Consider the following 21,446-nt stretch of genomic DNA (forward strand, 5'->3'; position numbering starts at 1 on the left):
ATATAGTATATTAACATAATTCTATATTATGTTAATGTATATGTCAATAGTATTTAAATGTTTTAATTTCTCAAGATGTTAAAATTCGCCTAAAATTCAAATTTTTTATATATTATCATAATATTTTCTTATGTAAACTGCAAATTTAGGTTTTATATATAGATAATATTTCTTAAAATATTAACATTACATAAATTAAAACTTATCATTTTACTATCAAATTAATATTTAGTTTAATAATATACAAAAATATTTTACCATACTTGATATTATATTTTTTTATAGTAAAATATCTTAAGTTTTTTAACAGATGTCGATATTTTAAAGAATAGTTAAAAAATATTCGGAGATAACAATGAAAAAAGTTATTGCATTTATATTGCTGATATATTTCCCTTTATTTTCTCAAAACAGCATAACATTTCCAGATTATATAGAAGATTTGCAAAATAAATCTCCTAAAAAATCTATAGAGTGGTTTAAGAAAAATTCTTATTCTGATGAATATGGTGTAAATGAATATGTATTCGATTTTTATAGAGGGGTAAGCAGATATTTATCATTTGTAAAATTTGGAAGTGCTAGAACCGAAGTTAATAGAGCTGCAAGCGATTTCAGAAAGGCTCTAGAACTACCTAATGATCCTGTTTATTCTTATAATGACAGAGCTTTCCTATATTTAGGTGGAATACTTACTATATTACCGGGAGATAAAGAACTTCCTGCAAGAATATTTAAATATTATGCTGATAATTGTAAAACTTCAAATCCTAACTATCCAACAGCAATATATTGGAGCATGTATCTAAGTTATATTACTCCGATGGTTTATGAAAGCTATTATGAAACTTTAAATATACTATCAAAAAATCCAAATAATAAAATATATGACTATTTTTCAGGTGAAAATAAAACTATAAATGAAATGATGAAAAAATTACAATCTCCTGAAAATATGACTCAGAAAGTTTATGAATGGACTACTTCAAATATGGATGTTTATACATTAATAAAAAACTCTATTCCTATACTTCCTGAAGAAGAAGGTCTTTCTGTATTTACTGCACAAAAATTTGATACTTTTGAAAGATATTCCCCTGCTAAAAATATTGATGAAATAGAAAAAGAAATAGAAAAAAATGAAGATGCTGAAGCAGATTTGGTACAAACAGAAATAGAACCAGAGGAAAAAGAGGAGTTGGATGAACTTCAGGATATAGCCAAAAGCGAAAAAACTCCTGAATATCCTTCAAATAGAAAAATACATTCAATAGAAAGAGAAATAGTAGACGAAATAGTAATAGATGATCCGAAAACTATTGAATATGAAACAAATATACTAAGAGGAACAAATGATCAAAAAGATATCCCTGAGCCTACAAATATAGAAACTATAAATGAAACTTTATATCCATTAACTATATTGATAGATAAAAATCCTAATAATGGTCCTATAAATGTTGATATAGAAGATTATTCATTTAATACTGAAGTTTCTACTAACTTTGTTATAGAAGTTTCTGAGGGAGTGTATGAGGCTTATATATCTTTTGCAGATAAATTATATACTAATGCTGTAAAAGTTGAAAAGGATAAATATAATCTATTTTCTATAATAATAGAAGATCATAATACAGAAAATGATTTAAATGGCTTAAAAGAAGAGATAAAAGAAGAATTAAGCAAAGAAGAAAAGAAAGAAGATGTTTCTTTAACAGTAGGAAAAGAAAATACACCTGTTAATAAATACGATGGAAATGCTGAAAACACAAGAAACATAATAAGAGATGTATTATCAAGACCTGCCAAAGTAGCAACCGAATGGTTTAATACAAACCCTTATAATGAATATATGGGAATATCCGTAGAAGAATATACATATTACAGAGGAGTTGCCTATTATTCAAGATTCCTAAATGAAGGAAGAATATCTGCTGAATTTGCTGCTCAGGCTAAATCAGATTTAACATTTGCTTATAGTAAGAAAGATAATTCTAATCTTTTAATGAGAACAAGACTTTATTTAGGGGCTGTCAATCTATTTGCTTATAATAATTTGTATGAAGCTGATAAAATGTTTGCTGAAGTAGGTTCTTCTTTAACTGAAAATCATAGGTACTATCCTACTGTTATTTATTGGAGAAGCAGAATAGGTACGGCAGATGATGCTAAATTGTCTGAATTTTCAAAAATACTTTCATCAAAACCTGCAAATACTCAAATATTGGACTATTCGTCTACAATGTTTAAAGATTTGTCAGTTATGCCTTCTTATAGTGAAAGAATAACAGGGATTAGAGCAGTTAGAAATTCAAAACCTATATATGAACCCCCAAATAATACATATAAAGCAGGAAGCAGTAAAACTCAGGAAGTTTTAAATTAAAAAATAAAATAATTAGGATTAGCGAACATGTTGGATATAAAAAAACCAAGAGGTACAAATGATTTTTTCTATGATTCTTCTAAAAGGCTTGAATATATAGAAAATAAAATAAAAAATATAGTAAAACTTTATGGATACGGCAGAATAAGAACACCTTTATTTGAGTATACAGATCTTTTTACAAGAGGAATAGGAGAGGGTACTGATATTGTAGGAAAAGAGATGTTTACATTTGAGGACAGAGGAGGCAGATCTCTAACATTAAGACCGGAAGGTACTGCTTCTGTGGCTCGTGCTTATGTTGAAAACTCTATGCAAAATGAGTTTGCTATAAATAAATTATTTTATTTGGGAACTATGTATAGAGCAGAGCGTCCTCAAAAGGGAAGATACAGAGAATTTAATCAGTTTGGAGTTGAATGCATTGGGAATTCATCTCCCTTAATAGATGCTGAGATTATACTTCTTAATATAAATGTATTAAAAGAGTTTGGTATTGATAATGTAAATCTTCTAATAAATACTGTAGGCTGTTCTAAATGTAAGCCTTCTTATAATAATGCATTAAAAGAGGCTATTGGAAGCAGAAAAGATGAACTCTGCGAAACTTGTCAAAGAAGATATGATGGTAATATATTAAGAATATTAGATTGTAAAAATGAAAAATGTAAAGAAACAATAAAAGATATACCAAAATTCTATGATTATGTGTGCGATGAGTGTAAAGAGCATTTTGATAAATTATGTGAAGAACTTACAAGAATAGGTCAAAAATTTACTATTGATAGTATGCTTGTAAGAGGACTTGATTATTACACAAAAACTGCTTTTGAAGTTCAAACAAATGCTTTAGGTGCTCAAAGTGCCATACTTGGCGGCGGAAGGTATGATAATCTCATTGGTATATTTAATAATGGAAAAGATGTTCCTGCTGTAGGAAGTGCTATGGGGATCGAAAGGCTTTTGCTTGTACTAGAAAATCAGAATAATATTATAACTGACAGGCTTGATGCTTTTATTGTAGCATTTAAAGAAACTGAAAATGAAGTTTTAAAAGTAATGCAGGATTTAAGAGCTAATAATATAAGCTGTGATTATGATTTCGCAGTTAAATCTATTAAAAGTCAATTCAAATCTGCTAACAAAAGAAATGCTAAATATGCTGTTGTTCTTGGAGAAGATGAATTCAAAAGAGGAATGTGCAAATTAAAAAATATGGATAGCGGAGAAGAAAAAGAAATATCTATAAATGATATACATACAAATATAGAAAAATAATTATATAACATAAAATGAGCAAATTATGAAAAAGTTATTTATTATATTAATTATTCTTGCTGCTGTAGTATCTGCTTCATCTGTGGCATTCATTCAGTATATGATTAGCCCTGTAGGCGGAGATGATGAAAAAGTATACTTTGAAATAAAACAAGGTGAAGGTGCTTCTAGTATAGCGAATAAATTAGAACTGCAGGGACTTATTAGAAATTCTAAGATCTTTGTAGCATTTGCAAAATATTTAAAATATGACAGAAAACTTTTAAGCGGCTATTATGAAGTTAATAGAAATATGAGTATGATAGACATCATGAAGCATCTTAATAGCGGTAAACAAGCTATGGTAAGACTTACTATTGCTGAAGGAAAGAATATTTATGAAATAGCAAATTATTTAGAAAGTCAGGGCTTTACAACAAAAGATGAATTCTTAAAGGTTTGTCATGATAAAGAAATATTAAAAAAATACAATATTCCTTCTGACAGTGTTGAAGGCTATATATTTCCATCTACATATTATATAGTTAAAGGCAATCCAACTAAAGTATTAGTTACTTATATGATAGATTCTCTTTTTAAACAATTTCCTGATTTGGAAGAAAGAGCTAAAAAAATTGGCAGAAATGTACATGAAGTACTTACTATGGCATCAATAGTAGAAAAGGAAATGGGACCTTTAGATGATCCGAAACTTATATCTTCAGTATACTATAATAGATTAAATATTGACAAAAGACTAGAGGCAGATCCTACAACAATATATGCTATGACCCTAGTAAAAGGTGATTATATAGAAAAACCCAATCTTAAATATGCTGACCTTCGTATGGAGCATCCTTATAATACATATAAAAATACAGGGCTTCCTCCGGGTCCTATATGTTCATCTGGTGCTAAGGCTATAGAAGCGGCATTAGATCCGGCTGATACAGATTATATTTTCTTTGTTGCTGATGGAACAGGAAAACATGCATTCTCTGTTACTTATGAAGAACATGTCGAAAACATTAATAGATATATTCTAAAAAAATAAATAGTTAAGTTTTTAAAAAGGGACTTATATAAAGTCCCTTTTTTTCAATTATTTTCTTTTAGCATCAACTAAACCCATTAAATTTCTTACTTCATATAATGTTTTTTCAGCTACTTCAGAAGCATTTTTTGCACCTTGTTTAAGTACATCATAAACATAATCTTTATCATTAGAATATTTATTGATATTTTCTCTTATAGGCATTAATTCATTATTAATGTTTTTGGCAAGCATTCTCTTACATTGTACACAGCCTATAGAAGCATTTTTACATCCTTCACAAATTTCTTTCTGCTCTTCTTCGCTTGAAAATATTTTATGATAACTATAAACATTACATATATCAGGATTACCGGCATCAGTTTTAAGTTTTCTATTTGTATCTGTCATAGCTTTCTGCATTATCAATTTTTCTGTTTCTTCAGCAGTTAAAGACAATGCTATATGATTATTTAAAGACTTACTCATTTTATTTTGTCCGTCTAAACCCAATATCCTTAAAACTTTTCCATGATAAGTATCCGGTTCTTTGAAATATTCACCATATCTATTATTAAACTTTCTTACTATCATTCTTGTAAGCTCTACATGCTGCTCCTGATCTTCTCCAACAGGTACTATATCAGGGTGATAGAGTAAAATATCAGCAGCCATTAAAGAAGGGTAGGTTAATAATGCTGCATTGATGTTTTCAACATTCTTTCTTGATTTATCTTTATACTGAGTCATTCTTTCAAGCTCTGCTACGGGTATAATAGAATTGAATATCCAAGCAAGTTCTGTATGTGCTCTTACATCAGATTGAACAAATATAGAACATTTATTGGGATCAAGACCGCATGCTAAATATTCTACAGCAGCTTCTATTATTCTTTTTTGCATTTGAGAAACATCATATTCAATAGTTATAGCATGATAATCAACAATACAAAAAAATCCATAATAATCATTAAGTATATCAACCCAATTTTTTAAAGCCCCAAGATAATTCCCAATATGAAGAGAACCTGTCGGCTGTATTCCGCTTAACATAACTTTTTTTGACATATTTTCATCTCCATTTAATTTTTATTATTTCTATATAGGCATAATAAATTAAATCGCCTGCCTGTATACACTTAAGCTCACTTTTTATTATTGTTAATAAAACTCTAATATTATAAAATATTTTTATTCTGCTTTAATACTAGCTATTAAAAAACCTTCCTCATTTGCCTTCAAATCGTTCACGCTAATATATATAAGTCTTTTATCCTCTGTTTCTATTAACATTTTTTTATTTAAAGGATTTAATTCTTTTATAACAGCCGGTACATTATTAAATACTAATTTAGTACCTACTTTAGGCAAATCTTTTTTAAGAGAACAATAAGCCTTATATTCATGAGCAAGACAGCACATAAGTCTTCCGCATTGTCCTGATATTTTCATTGTATTTAAAAGCATACCCTGTTCTTTTGCCATTTTTATAGTTATAGTTTCAAATTTTCCTTTTATTACTTTACAGCATAATTCTCTTCCGCATATTCCGCATCCACCTATAGACCTAGCTTCATCTCTTACGCCTATTTGCCTTAATTCTATTCTTGTTTTAAAATGTGCGGCCAAATCCTTAACTAATTCTCTAAAATCTATTCTCTCCTCAGCTATAAATTCAAATAAAAGTTTAGCCCTGTCCAAAAAATAATAAGAGCTTATTAATTTTAAATCTAAATTATGATTATTCACTTTCTCTTTGCATATCTTAAAAGCTTCAGCCGCATCTTCCATATTAATTTTATATTGTTCTAAATCTTTTTCATCTGCTATTCTTAAAATATTAAATATTTTATTTTTATTATTTTTAGTTTTTATATGATTATTTTCTTCTTTGGCAGCAATGTCCTTTAATTCTTCAGATATCTCATCTTCATTAATAGCTTCATTTTCTTCTTGTATATCTTCATTATTTTCTGATACATTATCAGAGTTTATATTATTATCCTCTTCCAATAAATCTGAATCTATATACTCAAAATTTAGTACATGTCCTATTTCTATTCCTTCATCTGTTTCTATAACACATGCATCTTTTACCTTTATATTTTCTATATGCAAATGTTCAAATTTACCTATATTGGATCCTCTAAACTTTATATGAGCTATATTTTTTATCATTTATATAATACTCCGCTTAATTACAATAAATTATAATATTTAAAGTTACTATATTTTATTTTTAAGTTGATATTATTGCAAGTATTATTTTTAATAATAATGTAAAAAATATCAATTATTAAATTCTAAAATTAGTTGCTAAATATTTCATATAGTATATGATATAATCTTAATAATATATATGCAGTTCATTATGAAATTATTTTTATTCTTTCCATTGTTTTTTTTTATGATATCATGTTTAACTGCACCGGAAATTTATTTAAACAATGATGTAATATACTGGAAAGAATATATAACTAATAAATCATCATCAGATATTTATCAGAATATTTATAGATTTGATAAAAATGCCAATATGGATTATATAGTATATGGTTATAAATCAAAAATAAAATATAAATTATTCTTGATGAAAGAAACAAATGAAGCATTTTATTATAAGAATTCCACATTAAAAAGTTATATTATAGAAAGTTTGCCTTCACTGAATCTATATCAAGATGCTTTAAAGAAAAATGATTATTCTATACTATATATGAATTATTATTTTAATACAACATTTTCTGACAGGAGTATTTATTTGCCTATAGGGTTAGCATTCAAATCAGGCAATTTATATATAGCAAAAACTTATGGAGAAGATTATAAAGACAGATTATCTCATTGGCTTAGAAAAAATGGTTATGGTATAGGTAAAGAATGGGTACCGGCTATAAATGTAGATTGGAATTCATATCCTGTACCTATGGAGCATGAAATTGATTGGAATGATTTGGAAATTATAGGAAGATTATTCTAATATAAGTATTAAATGTATTATTAATTTTATTATATAGTTATAATATGCTAGTAATAATATAATAATATAGTTATTTTTTTTCATTTATATTTTTTATTTATCAATTAAAATTATAAATATATACAATATAGGATAATATAGATGGAGAAAAGTGCTGTTTATATTGATGTACAAAATAAATATTATAAATCAAGAAAAATAGGGGAGCTGTACTCTGCAATATCACATGGCATAGGTGCTTTGCTTGGTATTGCCGGACTAGTTCTTATGCTTGTTAAAATCAAAATGAATCCCATACCAATAATTATTTATGGAATTGGAATAATATTTTTGTATACATTTAGTTCTTTATATCATTTTTTTCCTAATGGTAATGTTAAGCAGATATTCAGAAAATTCGATCATATAGGAATATATGTATTTATTGCAGCAACTTATACTCCTGTTTGTATATTTTCATTACCAAGAAATATAGGCATACCAATATTATCAGTTATATGGTCTTGTGCTTCAATAGGTATCTTATCTAATACGGTAATAAAATATAAAAATATAGTTTTAAGGCTTATTTTATATATATTAATGGGTTGGATAATTATATTTGCATTCAAACCTTTAATGAATAGATTTGATATTATGCATTTAAATTGGCTTATATGGGGAGGAATATTCTATACTATAGGAGCTTTTCTATATGCTTTGGGTAAAAAATGTAATGATAAAACTAAGCAATTTACTCATGATATCTTTCATATATTTGTATTAATGGGTTCTTTTGCTCATTATTGGTTTTTATATAGTTATGTTATAAATTAATGTCTTTACTTTTTTAAGTTTTTCTATATTATATTTATCATAATAATATAAGAGGTTATTATGGTTAAAGTTATTGATATAGAAGAATTTTTAGAACTAGCTAATTATGATGAATTACCTATCATAGATGTACGCTCTCCAATAGAATATAATCATGCTCATATTCCAAATGCATATAATGTATATTTATTCAATGATAAAGAAAGAAAAGATGTAGGAACTATATATAAACAAATAGGAAGGAAAGAGGCTATATTAAAAGGACTAGAATATGTGTCTGTTAGAATGACGGATATATTAAAATCTATCGATGAAATAGCCAAAAAATATAATTCTACAAATAAAATACTTATGCATTGTTTCAGAGGCGGAATGCGAAGCGAATCTACAGCTTGGCTTTGTTCAAATTATGGATATGATGTTTATATGCTTAAAGGCGGATATAAAAGATATAGGAACTATGTATTAAGTTCATTTGAAAGAGATTATAAAATATATTTGCTTACAGGAAAAACAGGAAGCGGGAAAACATTGATATTAAATAAATTAAAATCTATGGGATATAATGTAATAGATTTAGAAAAAATAGCAAAACATAAAGGTTCTGCCTTTGGATGGATAAATGAGGGAGAACAGCCGTCTCAGGAACAATTTGAAAATAATTTATCTTATGAACTATTAAAGTATGATATTAATTCTACACTTTGGTTTGAAGATGAAAGCCTGCTTATAGGAAGAAGAGCAATACCTAAATCTTTATTTAATAAAATGAGAGAAGCTCAAAAAATCATATATTTAGATATACCAAAAGAATGCCGAGCTGAATATATTGTTAATACATACGGAGAATATAATATTGAAGATTTAAGAGAATCTATTATAAAGATAAGAAAGCGTTTAGGAGGAGAAAGATTGAAAGAATCTTTAGAGCTGCTTAATAATGGAAAGATATATGAATGCGTACTTAATATGCTTTACTATTATGACAGAGCATACAGACTTAGTATAGATGAAAATAAATTAGTATCTATAAAATGTGAAGATAATAATTTTGATAATATAATACAACAAATAGTTAAAGTAATTTAAATGTTAAAATAAAAAAGCGATAGAAAATTCTATCGCTTTATTTTATTATTTAATAAAGATTAAAATGATTCAAAACCATCGGAAGTATCTTTAGAAGTATCAAATGTATTTCCAAATTCATTGTCTTTTACTGTTTTAGCAGGCATTTGAGGCATTTTTTCTTCATGATGTTTTTTAATAGGGCTTTTTAATTCTGGTTTTTTATTAATTTTTACACTTGATTCAGATTTTGAAACTGGTTTATTTTCCTGAACCGCTTTTGAATCTGTACTTGGAGAAGATTTTTTTCTTTCTACTTGTGTTATGCTCTTTTTAGTATTTGAGCCTCTTAATTTGAAGAATTCCATAGCAGTTACCAATTCTTCAGCTTGTGAGAATAAAGCTTCAGAAGCAGCAGTAGATTCCTCTACTAAAGCAGCATTCTGCTGAGTAGTCATATCCATTTGAGTAATAGCTATATTAACTTGGTCTACACCAGCCTGCTGTTCCATAGCAGTAGAACTTAAATCCTGCATGATTTTAGCAGTTTCTTCTATTTGAACTCTCAAATTTTGGAATATTTCTTTAGATTCTCTTGCAGTCTCTGTAGCAGCAGCGATTTTTTCTTCTGAATCAGCAACCAAAGTAGTAATATCTTTAACTGAAGTTTGAGTAGTTTGAGCCAAGTTTCTAACTTCTGAAGCAACTACTGCAAAACCTCTTCCTTGTTCTCCAGCCCTTGCCGCTTCTACTGCAGCATTAAGAGCAAGTATATTAGTTTGGAATGCGATATCTTCAATTATTTTAGTAATAGCACTAATTTTAGAACTTGATTCATATACTGCCTCAATATTTTGAGTACTTTCTTCTATAATTCTGCCAGCCTCTTCAATAGCTTTTTTAGAACTAATCATCATATTATTACCTTCTAAAGTATGTTCAGCAGAAGATTTTATTGTAGAAGCAATTTCTTCCATAGAAGAAGCAGTTTCTTCAAGTCCTGATGCCTGATTTTCAGTTCTGTTTGATAAATCTATATTACCTTGTGCTACCTCATTAGCAGATGCTTTTACAGTATAGGCACTGTCATATACTATTCTAACTTTCTCATTTAATTGATCCAAAATATTTATTAAGGCAACAGCAATATCACCAAATTCATCTTTTCTCTTTTCAAATCCAGGAGGAGTAGACCAACTAAGATCCCCTTTTGAAAGCATAGTTAAATCTACAGCAAGTACATGTAGTATAGTAGTTATTTTATTTATGTAGAACACTATAACTATAGATGCTATAATAAGTATTGCTATTGTACCTATAATGGCGTATTTTTTCATAGCATTTATATGTGCAAACAATTCATCAGATTCTATACTCATAACAACAGACCAACCTGATACAGGTTCCTTATAAAAAGTAGCTATAGAATCTTTGCCATTGAAAGGAGATTTAAATTCATAATATCCGGATTCATTTTCAACAGCATATTTTATATAATCAGCATTTCTTAAAACTTCGCTTCTAACATGTGAAGGTATAGGGTCTGCTATAACCCATCTGTCAGGGTCTACAATGAATGGGTGTCCGGTATTTCCAAATTTTACAAGATTTAATTCCTTATCTATAAAACCCAACCAATCTATCATTGTTGATATTGCCCCAACTACATTTCCGGATGCATTTTTTATAGGTGAGAAAATTTTTACTACATATTTAGTATTATCAGCAGGAGAAGGGTCTACTGAAGGAAGTACCGCAGACTGACCTGACATAATCTTTTGCCATATTTCCGTTCCACTAAAATTTCTTGTACTTGAGGAATTAACAACCTTTCCATCTAAACTATCAGATACAACACTGCCGTTGGCATCTAATACAACAATACCTTGTATATTACTATTATTTGCCACAACATTTTTAAGACTTGTTTCAAGAGCAGCCTTACTTTCTGGTGTCCTATCTTGAAGGAATGTTATTAATTGAGGATATCCTCTGCTTATAGCTTCAGATGTAAATATTGACTGTTCTAGCCATACATTTATCATTCTGGCATATACTTTGGTAGTAGATTCAAATCCAAATATGGCAGAACTTCTAATACCTTGAGAACCTATTCTAATAAGAAGTGTAACCAATATAATTGTCATTACAGTAACAAGCAGCATTACAAAAAATGGTATTTTCACTTTCAAGGATTGCAATTTTCTCACTTTCAAACTCCAACAATTATTTTACAAATATATTATAATACATATATATAATAACAATATTTTTTATGAAGTCAAGATATATTTTTCATATATCGTAATAATTATCGTATATTTTTTATATATTTTTAATAATTAACAAGAATTATGTAATTTGTCATTTATTCTTTTTATTTTCGGCTTCGCTATTTCTTAGATATAAAGGCAGCAAATTGAAAATATTATCAAAGTTGTTGGATTTTATTTTTGGCAATGATAATTTTATACTATTAGAAGCTCTTATTATATTGAATGATTTATCTAAGTCATTTATTTTATAATCTTTTAAATTTTCTTTAAAATAATCTTGATTTTTATAAAATCCATCTCCGCATAAAGTGATATTTTTATTTGAAGTTTTAATGGAATTGATTATATCTATAAACTGCTGATAGGTGAGGTCATTATTCTCTGTTATTTTTTCGTTATCATTGTATATATTAGCATATACGCTGCCTTTTCTAGCATCTATCATAGCAGCTTTTATACCTTCTTTTTCAGAAATATTTTCGTATAAAGTTTCTAAACTTGAAACTCCAACTATAGGAATATTTTTAGCATAGCATATTGTTTTTACTGTGGCAAATGCTATTCTCAATGCCGTAAAAGATCCAGGACCAATTCCTAATACAATATAATCTATTTTATCCAATGAAAAATTATTTACTTTTAGAAAATTATCTAATACAGGAAGTATTTCCTCATTATGATTTCTGACATCTTCTTTATTGTATTCTATTATTGAATTATCATTATTTTGCAAGGCTATAGAAAAACTGCTTGATACAGTATCAAATGCTAATATATTCATGACATTAAATCTAATACTAAACCTTTAAGTCTCATAACCTTATTTGCTATAGCGATATGATTTTTTTGTTCTGACATTATTAGTCTGTATAATGAATCGAGTTCTTCGTTTATTTTTGAAACTACTTGATATTCACGGCCTCTTCTCATATATGAAGATACTATTCTTATTCTGTAGGCATCTTTTACTAATTTGTCGGTTAATGATCTTATTAAATCTCTAAATTTTTGAAAATCTTTTATATTGGCACTTTTTTCAAGCATATTTCCGGCATCATATATTTGTTTTTTCAATTCATCTAATTCATAAGAATATCTTTTTATTTCTTTTTCTTCTTCGAGCATTGCAGCAAACGGAGATGATGATACAGCCATTTTCATAGAAGCATCTTGCGATGTCATCAGCAAACTGTTTAAATTCATTTCTCTGTTTCTTCTTTCCTGAACTCTCATTATTTTTCTCCATAATTTATTTCTAATATATTATGTTAACTTAACATGAATCAGATAAAATTTCAATATATAATAAATCGTATTTTTGATATTTTACTTTATTATTTTATTTTTTTATAATTGAAAAAAAATATTAAAAGTTTTATAATATTCAAGCACCCAAGGAAATAAAAAATGAATAGAAATGATATTTTAACAAGGTATAATTCTTTACTAGATAATATAAATACAGCAAAGCAGAAATATAATATAAAATACGATATAAATATTGTAGCCGTTAGTAAATATTCTTCTATTGAAACAATAAAAGAGTTTTTATCATTAAATATAGACTTGCCATTGGGAGAAAGTAAAGCTCAAAGTTTGAGGGATAGGGCAGGGGAGATTGCTCAATTTAAAAATGATGTAAAATGGCACTTTATAGGAAGAATACAATCAAACAAAGTTAAATATATAGTAAAATACGCAGATTTGATACAGAGTGTAGATTCTATAGAGATAGCCGAATGTATAAATAAAGAGGCATTAAAAAATAATAAGATACAAAATATACTGCTTCAGTTTAATATAAGCGATGAAGGTCAGAAGGGCGGATTTAATTTAAATAATTATATGGATATATATGAAAATATTATCAAAATGAGTAATATATCAGTGAAAGGATTAATGGGAATAGGAAAAGATAGTGAGAATTTACTACTTATTGAAGATGAATTTGAGAAACTCAACAGCATATATAAATCTATTAATTTAAAATATGATAATCCTTTATCAATTCTTTCTATGGGCATGTCATCTGACTATGAACTAGCAATAAAGCATGGTTCTAATATGGTTAGAATAGGCAGCAGCTTTTTGGGCAATTTTTAAATATTTTTGATTTTTCATAATGTAATTAGAGGTTTTTTAATAATGAAAAATGATAATATAGAAAAAGGAAATATATACAAGCCTATATATTATGTAAATTGGGAAGAAAAAATATTATATAATTTAGCTATATGGAAAAATGGATTAGCATTTAAAAATATTAACTTTACAGATAGCGGTAAACCTGTAATAAAAATTGCGGAATTAAAAAATGGTATTACTTCTCAAACTAAATTTACTCAAGATGTATTTGATGATTCTGTATATCTAAAAAAAGGCGATATGCTATTTTCTTGGTCTGGAAACCCTGAAACTTCAATAGATGTATTTTACTATAATTTACCAAATGGCTGGCTCAATCAGCATATATTTAAAATAAAAACTAAAGACGGTGTATTTTATAGATATTTCTTTTATATCTTAAAATATTTAAAACCCAATTTTACAGCAATAGCAACAAATAAACAGACAACGGGATTAGGTCATGTAACAATTAATGATTTAAAAAAAATCAAAATAAAACTCCCGCCACTAGAAGAACAAAAGAAAATCGCCTCCATACTCTCATCGCTTGACGACAAAATCGAACTCAATAACCGCATGAATAAAATACTCGAAGAGATGGCACAGACTATTTTTAAGGAATGGTTTGTCAATTTCAACTTTCCGGGCGAAGATGGCAAACCCTATAAAGATAGTGGCGGCAAGATGATAGAAAGCGAGCTAGGGGAGATACCAGAGGGGTGGAGAGTTGGAACTATTGGAGAATACTCTAAAGTGAAATCAGGATTTGCATTTAAAAGTTCATGGTGGATAGATAAGGGAATACCTGTTATAAAAATACAAAATGTTTCATCAGAAAATATAAATATAGAAGAATGTTCTTTTGTAGATGAAGATAAATATAAAGCAGCAGAAATATTTAGAGTAAATGCTGGAGATTTATTAATAGCAATGACAGGAGCAACTTTAGGAAAATTTGCTATAGTACCAAAATTAAAAAAAGATGCATTAGTTAATCAAAGAGTTGGCAAATTTTTTTTAGGAGATGACCCTATAAAAAAATTGCCTTTTATATATTCTCTATTAAAATTAAGTTCAATAAGTAATATTATAGTTTCTCTTGGAACAGGAAGTGCACAGCCTAATATTAGTCCTACAGATATAGAAAATATAAAAATAGTTTATCCAAACGAAGATATACTAAATAAATATAATCAATATACGGAAAAGATATTTATAAAAATTATCAATGCTAGAGATGAAAACCATAAACTTGCTTCTATTCGGGATACGCTATTGCCTAGGCTTATGAGCGGGGAGATTAGGGTAAAATAGTTTATTTATGCCGATATACATTCCTGAATCAAATTATAAAATGCCAAATTAAAATTAAATAATTTATTTGACTTTATATAAAATAAATATACACTATATACTATACAGTATAGGAGTTTTATTTATGAAAAAGTATATGCATGAAAGTGATTTTGAAGAAGCTGTTATTGAGATGATTCAAAACCTTGGCTATGAATATTATTATGGGGGAGATATTAGAGAAAATTTTCCCTCTATGAATAATACAAAAAATGTTGTTATCACTGAAGTATTATATAAAGCTCTTAAAAAAATTAATCCTAATGTTTCAGAGAAAGCTATTAATGAGGCTTTAAGAAAAATTACTAATCTCGAAGAAATTAATTATATAGATAAAAACAAAACCTTTCAAAAATATCTCTCATTTGGAATAGAAGTTAATTATTTTGATAATGAAAATAAATCAACATACATAAAATTAGCTGACTATGAAAATATAGATAATAATTATTTTTATATTGTTAATCAGCTTGTTATTATAGATATTGAAAATAAAAGACCTGATGTAATAATATATTTAAATGGTATTCCTCTTGTTGTTATGGAGTTTAAAAATCCTGTTGCTGATTCTGAAACTATAGATGATGCATATTTGCAGTTAAAAAACTATATGGAAAATGGTATACCTAATCTTTTTTATTATAATGCTTTTTGTGTTATTACTGACGGCATAAGAGCAGAAGTAGGCACTATTACGGCTGATAAAAGCAGATTTATTTCTTGGAAAAGAGAAAGCGAAGACATTAATATTATAGAAAAAAATGCTGATTTAAACAAACAGTATAAAACTTTAATTAATGGAATGCTTCAAAAAGAAAGATTTTTAAATATTCTTCATTATTTCGTTTTTTATATACAAAGCGGAAAAAAAGAAGAATTAAAAACATCTAAAATATTAGCTGCATATCATCAATATTTTGCTGTTAATAAAATAATTAAAAATATAAAAAAAGCATATTCAGAGAAAAAAACAAAAGCAGGTATTGTTTGGCATACCACAGGATCCGGCAAATCTTTTACTATGCTTATGGCTGCAAAGGTTATATCTCAAAGTTTGGATAATCCTACAATAGTTATAATTACAGACAGAACGGAACTAGACGAACAATTATTTTCAACTTTTTCAAGTGCTCAAAGTACATATTTAAAACAAACACCAAAAAAAATAGAGTCAAGAAAAGAACTTGTAGAAGAGTTAAAAGATATTAACGAAGGCGGTATAATATTTACAACACTTCATAAGTTTGAGAAATATGATAAGGCATTATCTAGAAGAAGCAATATTGTTTTAATAGCAGATGAGGCACACCGCTCGCATGATCTTGAAAAGACTCAAATAAAAGATGACGGTAAAATAAAATATAATATGTCCAAATATATTAATGATGCTTTTCCTAATGCCATAAAAATAGGTTTTACAGGTACACCTATAGAAAAAGAAGACAGAAATACAAAAGATGTTTTCGGTAATTATATTGACAAATATGATATAACACAGTCTGTCGAAGATGATGTAACAGTGCCTATATATTATGAGGGTAGAGTGAATCATTTGAAACTTGATGAGGACAAATTAAAAAAAGCTGATGAAGAATACAGAATAATGCTTGAGAATAATGAGGCTTCAGAAGAGGCTATAGAAAAATCTAAAAAAGAACTCTCAAAAATGGATGCTATACTAGGTTCTGATGCGGCAATAGACACTTTATGCAAAGATATAATAGCACATTATGAAAAAAGAAAAAATGTACTTATAGGAAAGGCATTTATAGTGGCATATTCTCGTCCTATAGGAATAAAAATATATAAAAAAACATTAGAGCTTAGACCACAATGGGAAGGCATGATAAAGCCTGTAATGACCAACACAAATAAAGATCCAGCAGAGTGGGGTAAAATACTTGGTACTAAATCATATAGGGGAGATTTGGCAGTTGAATTTAAAGATAAAACTTCAAACTTTAAAATAGCTGTAGTTGTAAGTATGTGGCTTACAGGTTTTGACGCTCCAGAGCTTGACACAATGTATATATATAAACCATTAGAGGGTCATGATCTTATGCAGACAATATCTAGAATTAATAGAGTTTGTAAAGATAAAGACTCCGGACTTATAGTTGATTATATAGGTATAGCGGATAATCTTAAAAAGGCTATGAATGATTATACAAAAAGAGATAAAGAAAATTATGGTAATATGGATATAGCAAATACTGCATTGCCAAAGTTTAATGATATTATTGCATATATTAGAAATATTTTTAAAGATATTGATTATTCCAACTTTTACACTTGTTCAAGTACAGAGAGATTAGACCTTATAACTAAATTAGCCGATTATGTGTTTTCATTTGAAGAGAAAGAAAGAAACGATTTTTTAAATAATGCAGCGGCATTAAAAAAAGCGGAAGCATTATGCAGAAGTATTATTTCAAGAGAAGAATCTGCAGAAACAGCATTGTATGAAGCGGTTAAAGTAATAATAACTAAAATGCAAAGTCATCAGAAATTGTCATTAAGAGAGATAAATCATAGAATAAATAAAATACTTGAAGGAAGCATACAAAGCGAAGGTATTATGAATATTTTTGATGGAAATGAGGATTCTAAGGAGATTTCTTTGTTTGATAAAAAATATTTAGAATCTGTTGCCAATATGAAGTATAAGAATATAGCATTGGAAGTATTGAATAAATTATTAAGTGATAAAATAAAGGCACATTTAAAAGTAAACATAATACAATCTAATATATTTTCTGATAGAATGAAAAAGATAATGGAGAAATATCATAATAATGCTATAAATAATATAGAGGTAATAGATGAGCTTTTGAGTCTTGCTAATGATTTGGATAATATAGAAAAAGAAGCTAATGATTTAGGACTGACAAATGAAGAAAAAGCTATGTATGATGCTATATGCAGTCCTATGAATAATGATTATAATAAGGAAGAAATAAAAACGATGGCTAAAGAATTGGCTTTAATAGTAGAAAAAAATTCTGAAGATATAGATTGGCAGAATAAGGAATCCACAAAGGCAAAAATGAAAATGGATATAAAAAGATTTTTGAAATTGCATAAATATCCAAAAGAAAAGGAAAATGAGGCATTGGATAATATATTAAAACAGGCGGAAAATTACTCGTCATTAAAGTACAGCTAATATTGGCGTATACCTAAACAATTATAATTTATAAATATATAAAGTATTATTAAGTATTAATAAAATATATTTAAAATGTATTACAATAAATATATTTTATTAAAAATGCAGTCTTTTTGGTTCTTTGTGTCAACAAAAGAACTGGGGTGCGGGGCAAAGCCCTGCAAATATTTTAAATTTAAAAAATAATTTTGACAAAATTGTAGCTAGGTATTCAATAAATAAATGCAAAAAAAAGAATAAATTTATATTCCGATAATGTGTATTATGTTAACTTATGCATGTTATTTTTTTATACCAATATACTAATATGAGCGTACAAGCAATTTTCATTAACAATTGAACTTTTTTATATATTATAGTATAATCTAGCATTAATAAAGAAAAATAAAATTACGGATATGCACTAATGAAAAAAATAACACTTTTTTTAATATTAAGTTTAATAATTATATCATGCAAAAATGACGGCGGATCTATATACGCTATGGAGAAAAGATATAAAAATTTCTTAAATATACTTCCAACTGACATAAGGAACGATTATACATTAGAATCTGATAAATACGGTAATATGTATAAAGAATGGATTAATGAGTTTAATACTTGGACAGAAAATATTCTAAATACAGAAGCCCAAAGAGAACAAGAAATATCATCAAGAATAACACCAGACAAGATAGAATATGCACTTGAAACTTTAACAAGCAAAGACTATGAGAGAAACTTGCCTGTAGAGCTTATGTCTAAAGTAAAGGCACATACAGATGAATTATCCTTAAAAATAGAAGAATTAGAAAAAGATGAGGCTTTCTCTAACTCTATGATAAAACTAAAAAAAGATGAAGCTGTAGAAAACTTTACTACAAAAGACACTATATTTTACTATGTATGGAACTATTTAATAACAATAGAAAGACCAAGACGCTTTCAGTGATATTGATTTTTATTATTTGAGCCTAATCTCCCCGCTCATAAGCCTAGGCAATAGCGTATCCCGAATAGAAGCAAGTTTATGGTTTTCATCTCTAGCATTGATAATTTTTATAAATATCTTTTCCGTATATTGATTATATTTATTTAGTATATCTTCGTTTGGATAAACTATTTTTATATTTTCTATATCTGTAGGACTAATATTAGGCTGTGCACTTCCTGTTCCAAGAGAAACTATAATATTACTTATTGAACTTAATTTTAATAGAGAATATATAAAAGGCAATTTTTTTATAGGGTCATCTCCTAAAAAAAATTTGCCAACTCTTTGATTAACTAATGCATCTTTTTTTAATTTTGGTACTATAGCAAATTTTCCTAAAGTTGCTCCTGTCATTGCTATTAATAAATCTCCAGCATTTACTCTAAATATTTCTGCTGCTTTATATTTATCTTCATCTACAAAAGAACATTCTTCTATATTTATATTTTCTGATGAAACATTTTGTATTTTTATAACAGGTATTCCCTTATCTATCCACCATGAACTTTTAAATGCAAATCCTGATTTCACTTTAGAGTATTCTCCAATAGTTCCAACTCTCCACCCCTCTGGTATCTCCCCTAGCTCGCTTTCTATCATCTTGCCGCCACTATCTTTATAGGGTTTGCCATCTTCGCCCGGAAAGTTGAAATTGACAAACCATTCCTTAAAAATAGTCTGTGCCATCTCTTCGAGTATTTTATTCATGCGGTTATTGAGTTCGATTTTGTCGTCAAGCGATGAGAGTATGGAGGCGATTTTCTTTTGTTCTTCTAATGAAGGAAGTAAAAAATTTATTTTAATTATATCTGATATAGGTAATTGAGGCTGTGCTGTTCCTGTTGTTAACATAGATATTTTATCTTGTATATATTTTGATTTTAACAACATATATAAATATTTTGGTATTATTTTATTATGTTCTGCTCTTATAATAACCATGCCGGAGTTAATTCTTATATTATCATAAGGAATATTATCACCATAAAAAGCAATATTTCCTATAGTTCCTCTTGTAGTCATTACTATATCATATCTATTTAATTTACCATTTCTTAATATACTATCTTTTTCTTCTGTTATATATTTATTAGATTGAAAATTAAATCCATTCTTTGTTACATTTTTTGTATTTAGGAATAAACAAAATTCTTCATCAAAAAAATCATTTTCTTTTGGATAATTCTTTCCTCTATCGCCATCTATTATAGATATAAAATTTTTATCCCCAAAATAGACTTCCTGCCACTCTTTTTGATTTTTTTTCATTTATTAAAAAACTCCTGCTATCTGCTATTATAAATTATTTCACTTCCAGAGTCTATTAGTCGCCTAAACTCTTCGCTGATATTATTATAATCTATAATATCTACTTTATAGCTTAAATCGCTTTCTTCAAAATCATATTTTAAATTTTCTATTTCATTTATACTCATTTTCCTGTTTAAATCAATAGCTAAATCCAAATCTGAAAATTTTCTATTAGTACATTTATATCTTGAACCAAAGGCATAAACTTTACCATATTCTATATTATCAGATAAAATTTTATTTATTATTTCTATATCATTATATGGTATTGATATCATTATACTCTCTCCTTTAGATTTTTTAAAAGAGATTGTGCATACATTGGAAATTTTAATGCATACTCTAAAACTTCATACGATAAAACCCCAGAATATCTATGCGATGTATTATTTCTTGCATTATGAAATTTTATCCAAATATCTACATCATCTATCAAAAAATACTCGCCTGCAAGCCTGAATAATCCTTTTTTCGTAGTTTTATACGATGTATCCGCTGAAATATTTTTATCAAGCCATCTAGCAATTAATTTCCAACTGTTCTCATAGGCTATTTCAAAATTTTGTATTATTCCTGATGATATCGTTTCTATCAAGTCTTTATTTTCATCTTCTTTATAGCAGTAATATACATTTATAGATTTCTCTAACGCTTTTACTGATTTCTCTAATGCTTCGAGATTTAAAGACATAGC

At 27.5% G+C, this 21,446-nt stretch carries 18 protein-coding genes; 10 read left to right on the forward strand and 8 right to left on the reverse strand.

Features of this window, described 5'->3' with window-relative positions; translation table 11 throughout:
* Window positions 1-355: 355 nt before the first annotated feature.
* From BHAMNSH16_RS00650 to mltG, 3 genes are read left to right on the forward strand one after another with little or no spacing between them, the layout of a single operon-like run.
* A complete protein-coding gene (locus BHAMNSH16_RS00650; RefSeq protein WP_069732005.1) occupies window positions 356-2,386 on the forward strand; it encodes a PDDEXK family nuclease in 2,031 nt (676 codons plus the stop codon).
* 27 nt (window positions 2,387-2,413) lie between these two features.
* Window positions 2,414-3,664: a histidine--tRNA ligase gene (hisS, locus tag BHAMNSH16_RS00655; protein WP_008727840.1), complete on the forward strand. Its 1,251-nt coding sequence runs from the start codon at window positions 2,414-2,416 to the stop codon at window positions 3,662-3,664.
* Between the two features lie 25 nt (window positions 3,665-3,689).
* Window positions 3,690-4,697, forward strand: coding sequence for an endolytic transglycosylase MltG (gene mltG / locus BHAMNSH16_RS00660; protein ID WP_008727839.1), 1,008 nt, complete (start codon window positions 3,690-3,692; stop codon window positions 4,695-4,697).
* 48 nt (window positions 4,698-4,745) lie between these two features.
* Here the strand turns inward: mltG and trpS are convergent, their stop codons facing one another.
* Both trpS and BHAMNSH16_RS00670 read right to left on the reverse strand, forming a co-directional pair.
* Window positions 4,746-5,744, reverse strand: a complete 999-nt coding sequence (gene trpS, locus BHAMNSH16_RS00665) for a tryptophan--tRNA ligase (RefSeq protein WP_008727838.1) — start codon at window positions 5,742-5,744, stop codon at window positions 4,746-4,748.
* Window positions 5,745-5,867: 123 nt separating this feature from the next.
* A complete protein-coding gene (locus BHAMNSH16_RS00670; RefSeq protein ID WP_008727837.1) occupies window positions 5,868-6,854 on the reverse strand; it encodes a PSP1 domain-containing protein in 987 nt (328 codons plus the stop codon).
* A gap of 193 nt (window positions 6,855-7,047) precedes the next feature.
* Here BHAMNSH16_RS00670 and BHAMNSH16_RS00675 point away from each other — a divergent pair, with 193 nt between their 5' ends.
* The 3 genes from BHAMNSH16_RS00675 to mnmH all read left to right on the forward strand — a co-directional run bounded on the left by BHAMNSH16_RS00675 (window position 7,048) and on the right by mnmH (window position 9,561).
* Entirely contained in the window at window positions 7,048-7,656 is a 609-nt protein-coding gene (locus tag BHAMNSH16_RS00675) for a hypothetical protein (protein ID WP_069732006.1), read from the forward strand.
* Window positions 7,657-7,797: 141 nt separating this feature from the next.
* Window positions 7,798-8,472, forward strand: coding sequence for a PAQR family membrane homeostasis protein TrhA (trhA, locus tag BHAMNSH16_RS00680; RefSeq protein ID WP_069732007.1), 675 nt, complete (start codon window positions 7,798-7,800; stop codon window positions 8,470-8,472).
* A 60-nt stretch (window positions 8,473-8,532) separates the two neighbouring features.
* A complete protein-coding gene (gene mnmH / locus BHAMNSH16_RS00685) occupies window positions 8,533-9,561 on the forward strand; it encodes a tRNA 2-selenouridine(34) synthase MnmH (RefSeq protein WP_008729280.1) in 1,029 nt (342 codons plus the stop codon).
* Between the two features lie 59 nt (window positions 9,562-9,620).
* On the opposite strand, the gene BHAMNSH16_RS00690 is transcribed toward mnmH, so the two are convergent.
* The 3 genes from BHAMNSH16_RS00690 to BHAMNSH16_RS00700 form a co-directional block, all read right to left on the reverse strand.
* Window positions 9,621-11,750, reverse strand: coding sequence for a methyl-accepting chemotaxis protein (locus BHAMNSH16_RS00690; protein WP_008729281.1), 2,130 nt, complete (start codon window positions 11,748-11,750; stop codon window positions 9,621-9,623).
* A 154-nt stretch (window positions 11,751-11,904) separates the two neighbouring features.
* A complete protein-coding gene (tsaB, locus tag BHAMNSH16_RS00695) occupies window positions 11,905-12,597 on the reverse strand; it encodes a tRNA (adenosine(37)-N6)-threonylcarbamoyltransferase complex dimerization subunit type 1 TsaB (protein ID WP_069732008.1) in 693 nt (230 codons plus the stop codon).
* The gene (locus BHAMNSH16_RS00700) at window positions 12,594-13,049 is read right to left on the reverse strand and encodes a YaaR family protein (protein ID WP_008729283.1); all 456 of its coding nucleotides are present in this window, start codon (window positions 13,047-13,049) and stop codon (window positions 12,594-12,596) included. The genes tsaB and BHAMNSH16_RS00700 overlap by 4 nt, the downstream gene beginning before the upstream one ends.
* A 174-nt stretch (window positions 13,050-13,223) precedes the next feature.
* Between BHAMNSH16_RS00700 and BHAMNSH16_RS00705 the strand changes: the two genes are divergently transcribed.
* From BHAMNSH16_RS00705 to BHAMNSH16_RS00720, 4 genes are all read left to right on the forward strand, one after another.
* Complete coding sequence (locus BHAMNSH16_RS00705) at window positions 13,224-13,919, forward strand: YggS family pyridoxal phosphate-dependent enzyme (RefSeq protein ID WP_008729285.1); 696 nt, start codon at window positions 13,224-13,226, stop codon at window positions 13,917-13,919.
* Window positions 13,920-13,961: 42 nt separating this feature from the next.
* Window positions 13,962-15,257, forward strand: a complete 1,296-nt coding sequence (locus BHAMNSH16_RS00710) for a restriction endonuclease subunit S (RefSeq protein WP_088859726.1) — start codon at window positions 13,962-13,964, stop codon at window positions 15,255-15,257.
* Between the two features lie 124 nt (window positions 15,258-15,381).
* Window positions 15,382-18,462, forward strand: a complete 3,081-nt coding sequence (locus BHAMNSH16_RS00715; protein ID WP_008727680.1) for a type I restriction endonuclease subunit R — start codon at window positions 15,382-15,384, stop codon at window positions 18,460-18,462.
* 409 nt (window positions 18,463-18,871) lie between these two features.
* The gene (locus BHAMNSH16_RS00720) at window positions 18,872-19,399 is read left to right on the forward strand and encodes a hypothetical protein (RefSeq protein WP_008732917.1); all 528 of its coding nucleotides are present in this window, start codon (window positions 18,872-18,874) and stop codon (window positions 19,397-19,399) included.
* A gap of 12 nt (window positions 19,400-19,411) precedes the next feature.
* On the opposite strand, the gene BHAMNSH16_RS00725 is transcribed toward BHAMNSH16_RS00720, so the two are convergent.
* From BHAMNSH16_RS00725 to BHAMNSH16_RS00735, 3 genes are read right to left on the reverse strand one after another with little or no spacing between them, the layout of a single operon-like run.
* Window positions 19,412-20,710, reverse strand: a complete 1,299-nt coding sequence (locus tag BHAMNSH16_RS00725) for a restriction endonuclease subunit S (protein WP_088859727.1) — start codon at window positions 20,708-20,710, stop codon at window positions 19,412-19,414.
* Between the two features lie 17 nt (window positions 20,711-20,727).
* On the reverse strand, window positions 20,728-21,030 hold the full coding sequence (locus BHAMNSH16_RS00730) for a nucleotidyltransferase domain-containing protein (protein ID WP_008726758.1): 303 nt from the start codon (window positions 21,028-21,030) through the stop codon (window positions 20,728-20,730).
* Entirely contained in the window at window positions 21,030-21,443 is a 414-nt protein-coding gene (locus BHAMNSH16_RS00735; RefSeq protein ID WP_008726760.1) for an HI0074 family nucleotidyltransferase substrate-binding subunit, read from the reverse strand. Before BHAMNSH16_RS00735 ends, BHAMNSH16_RS00730 begins: the two co-directional genes overlap by 1 nt.
* Window positions 21,444-21,446: the final 3 nt, after the last annotated feature.

It is taken from the genome of Brachyspira hampsonii (assembly GCF_002214805.1).
Taxonomy (GTDB): Bacteria; Spirochaetota; Brachyspiria; order Brachyspirales; family Brachyspiraceae; genus Brachyspira; species Brachyspira hampsonii.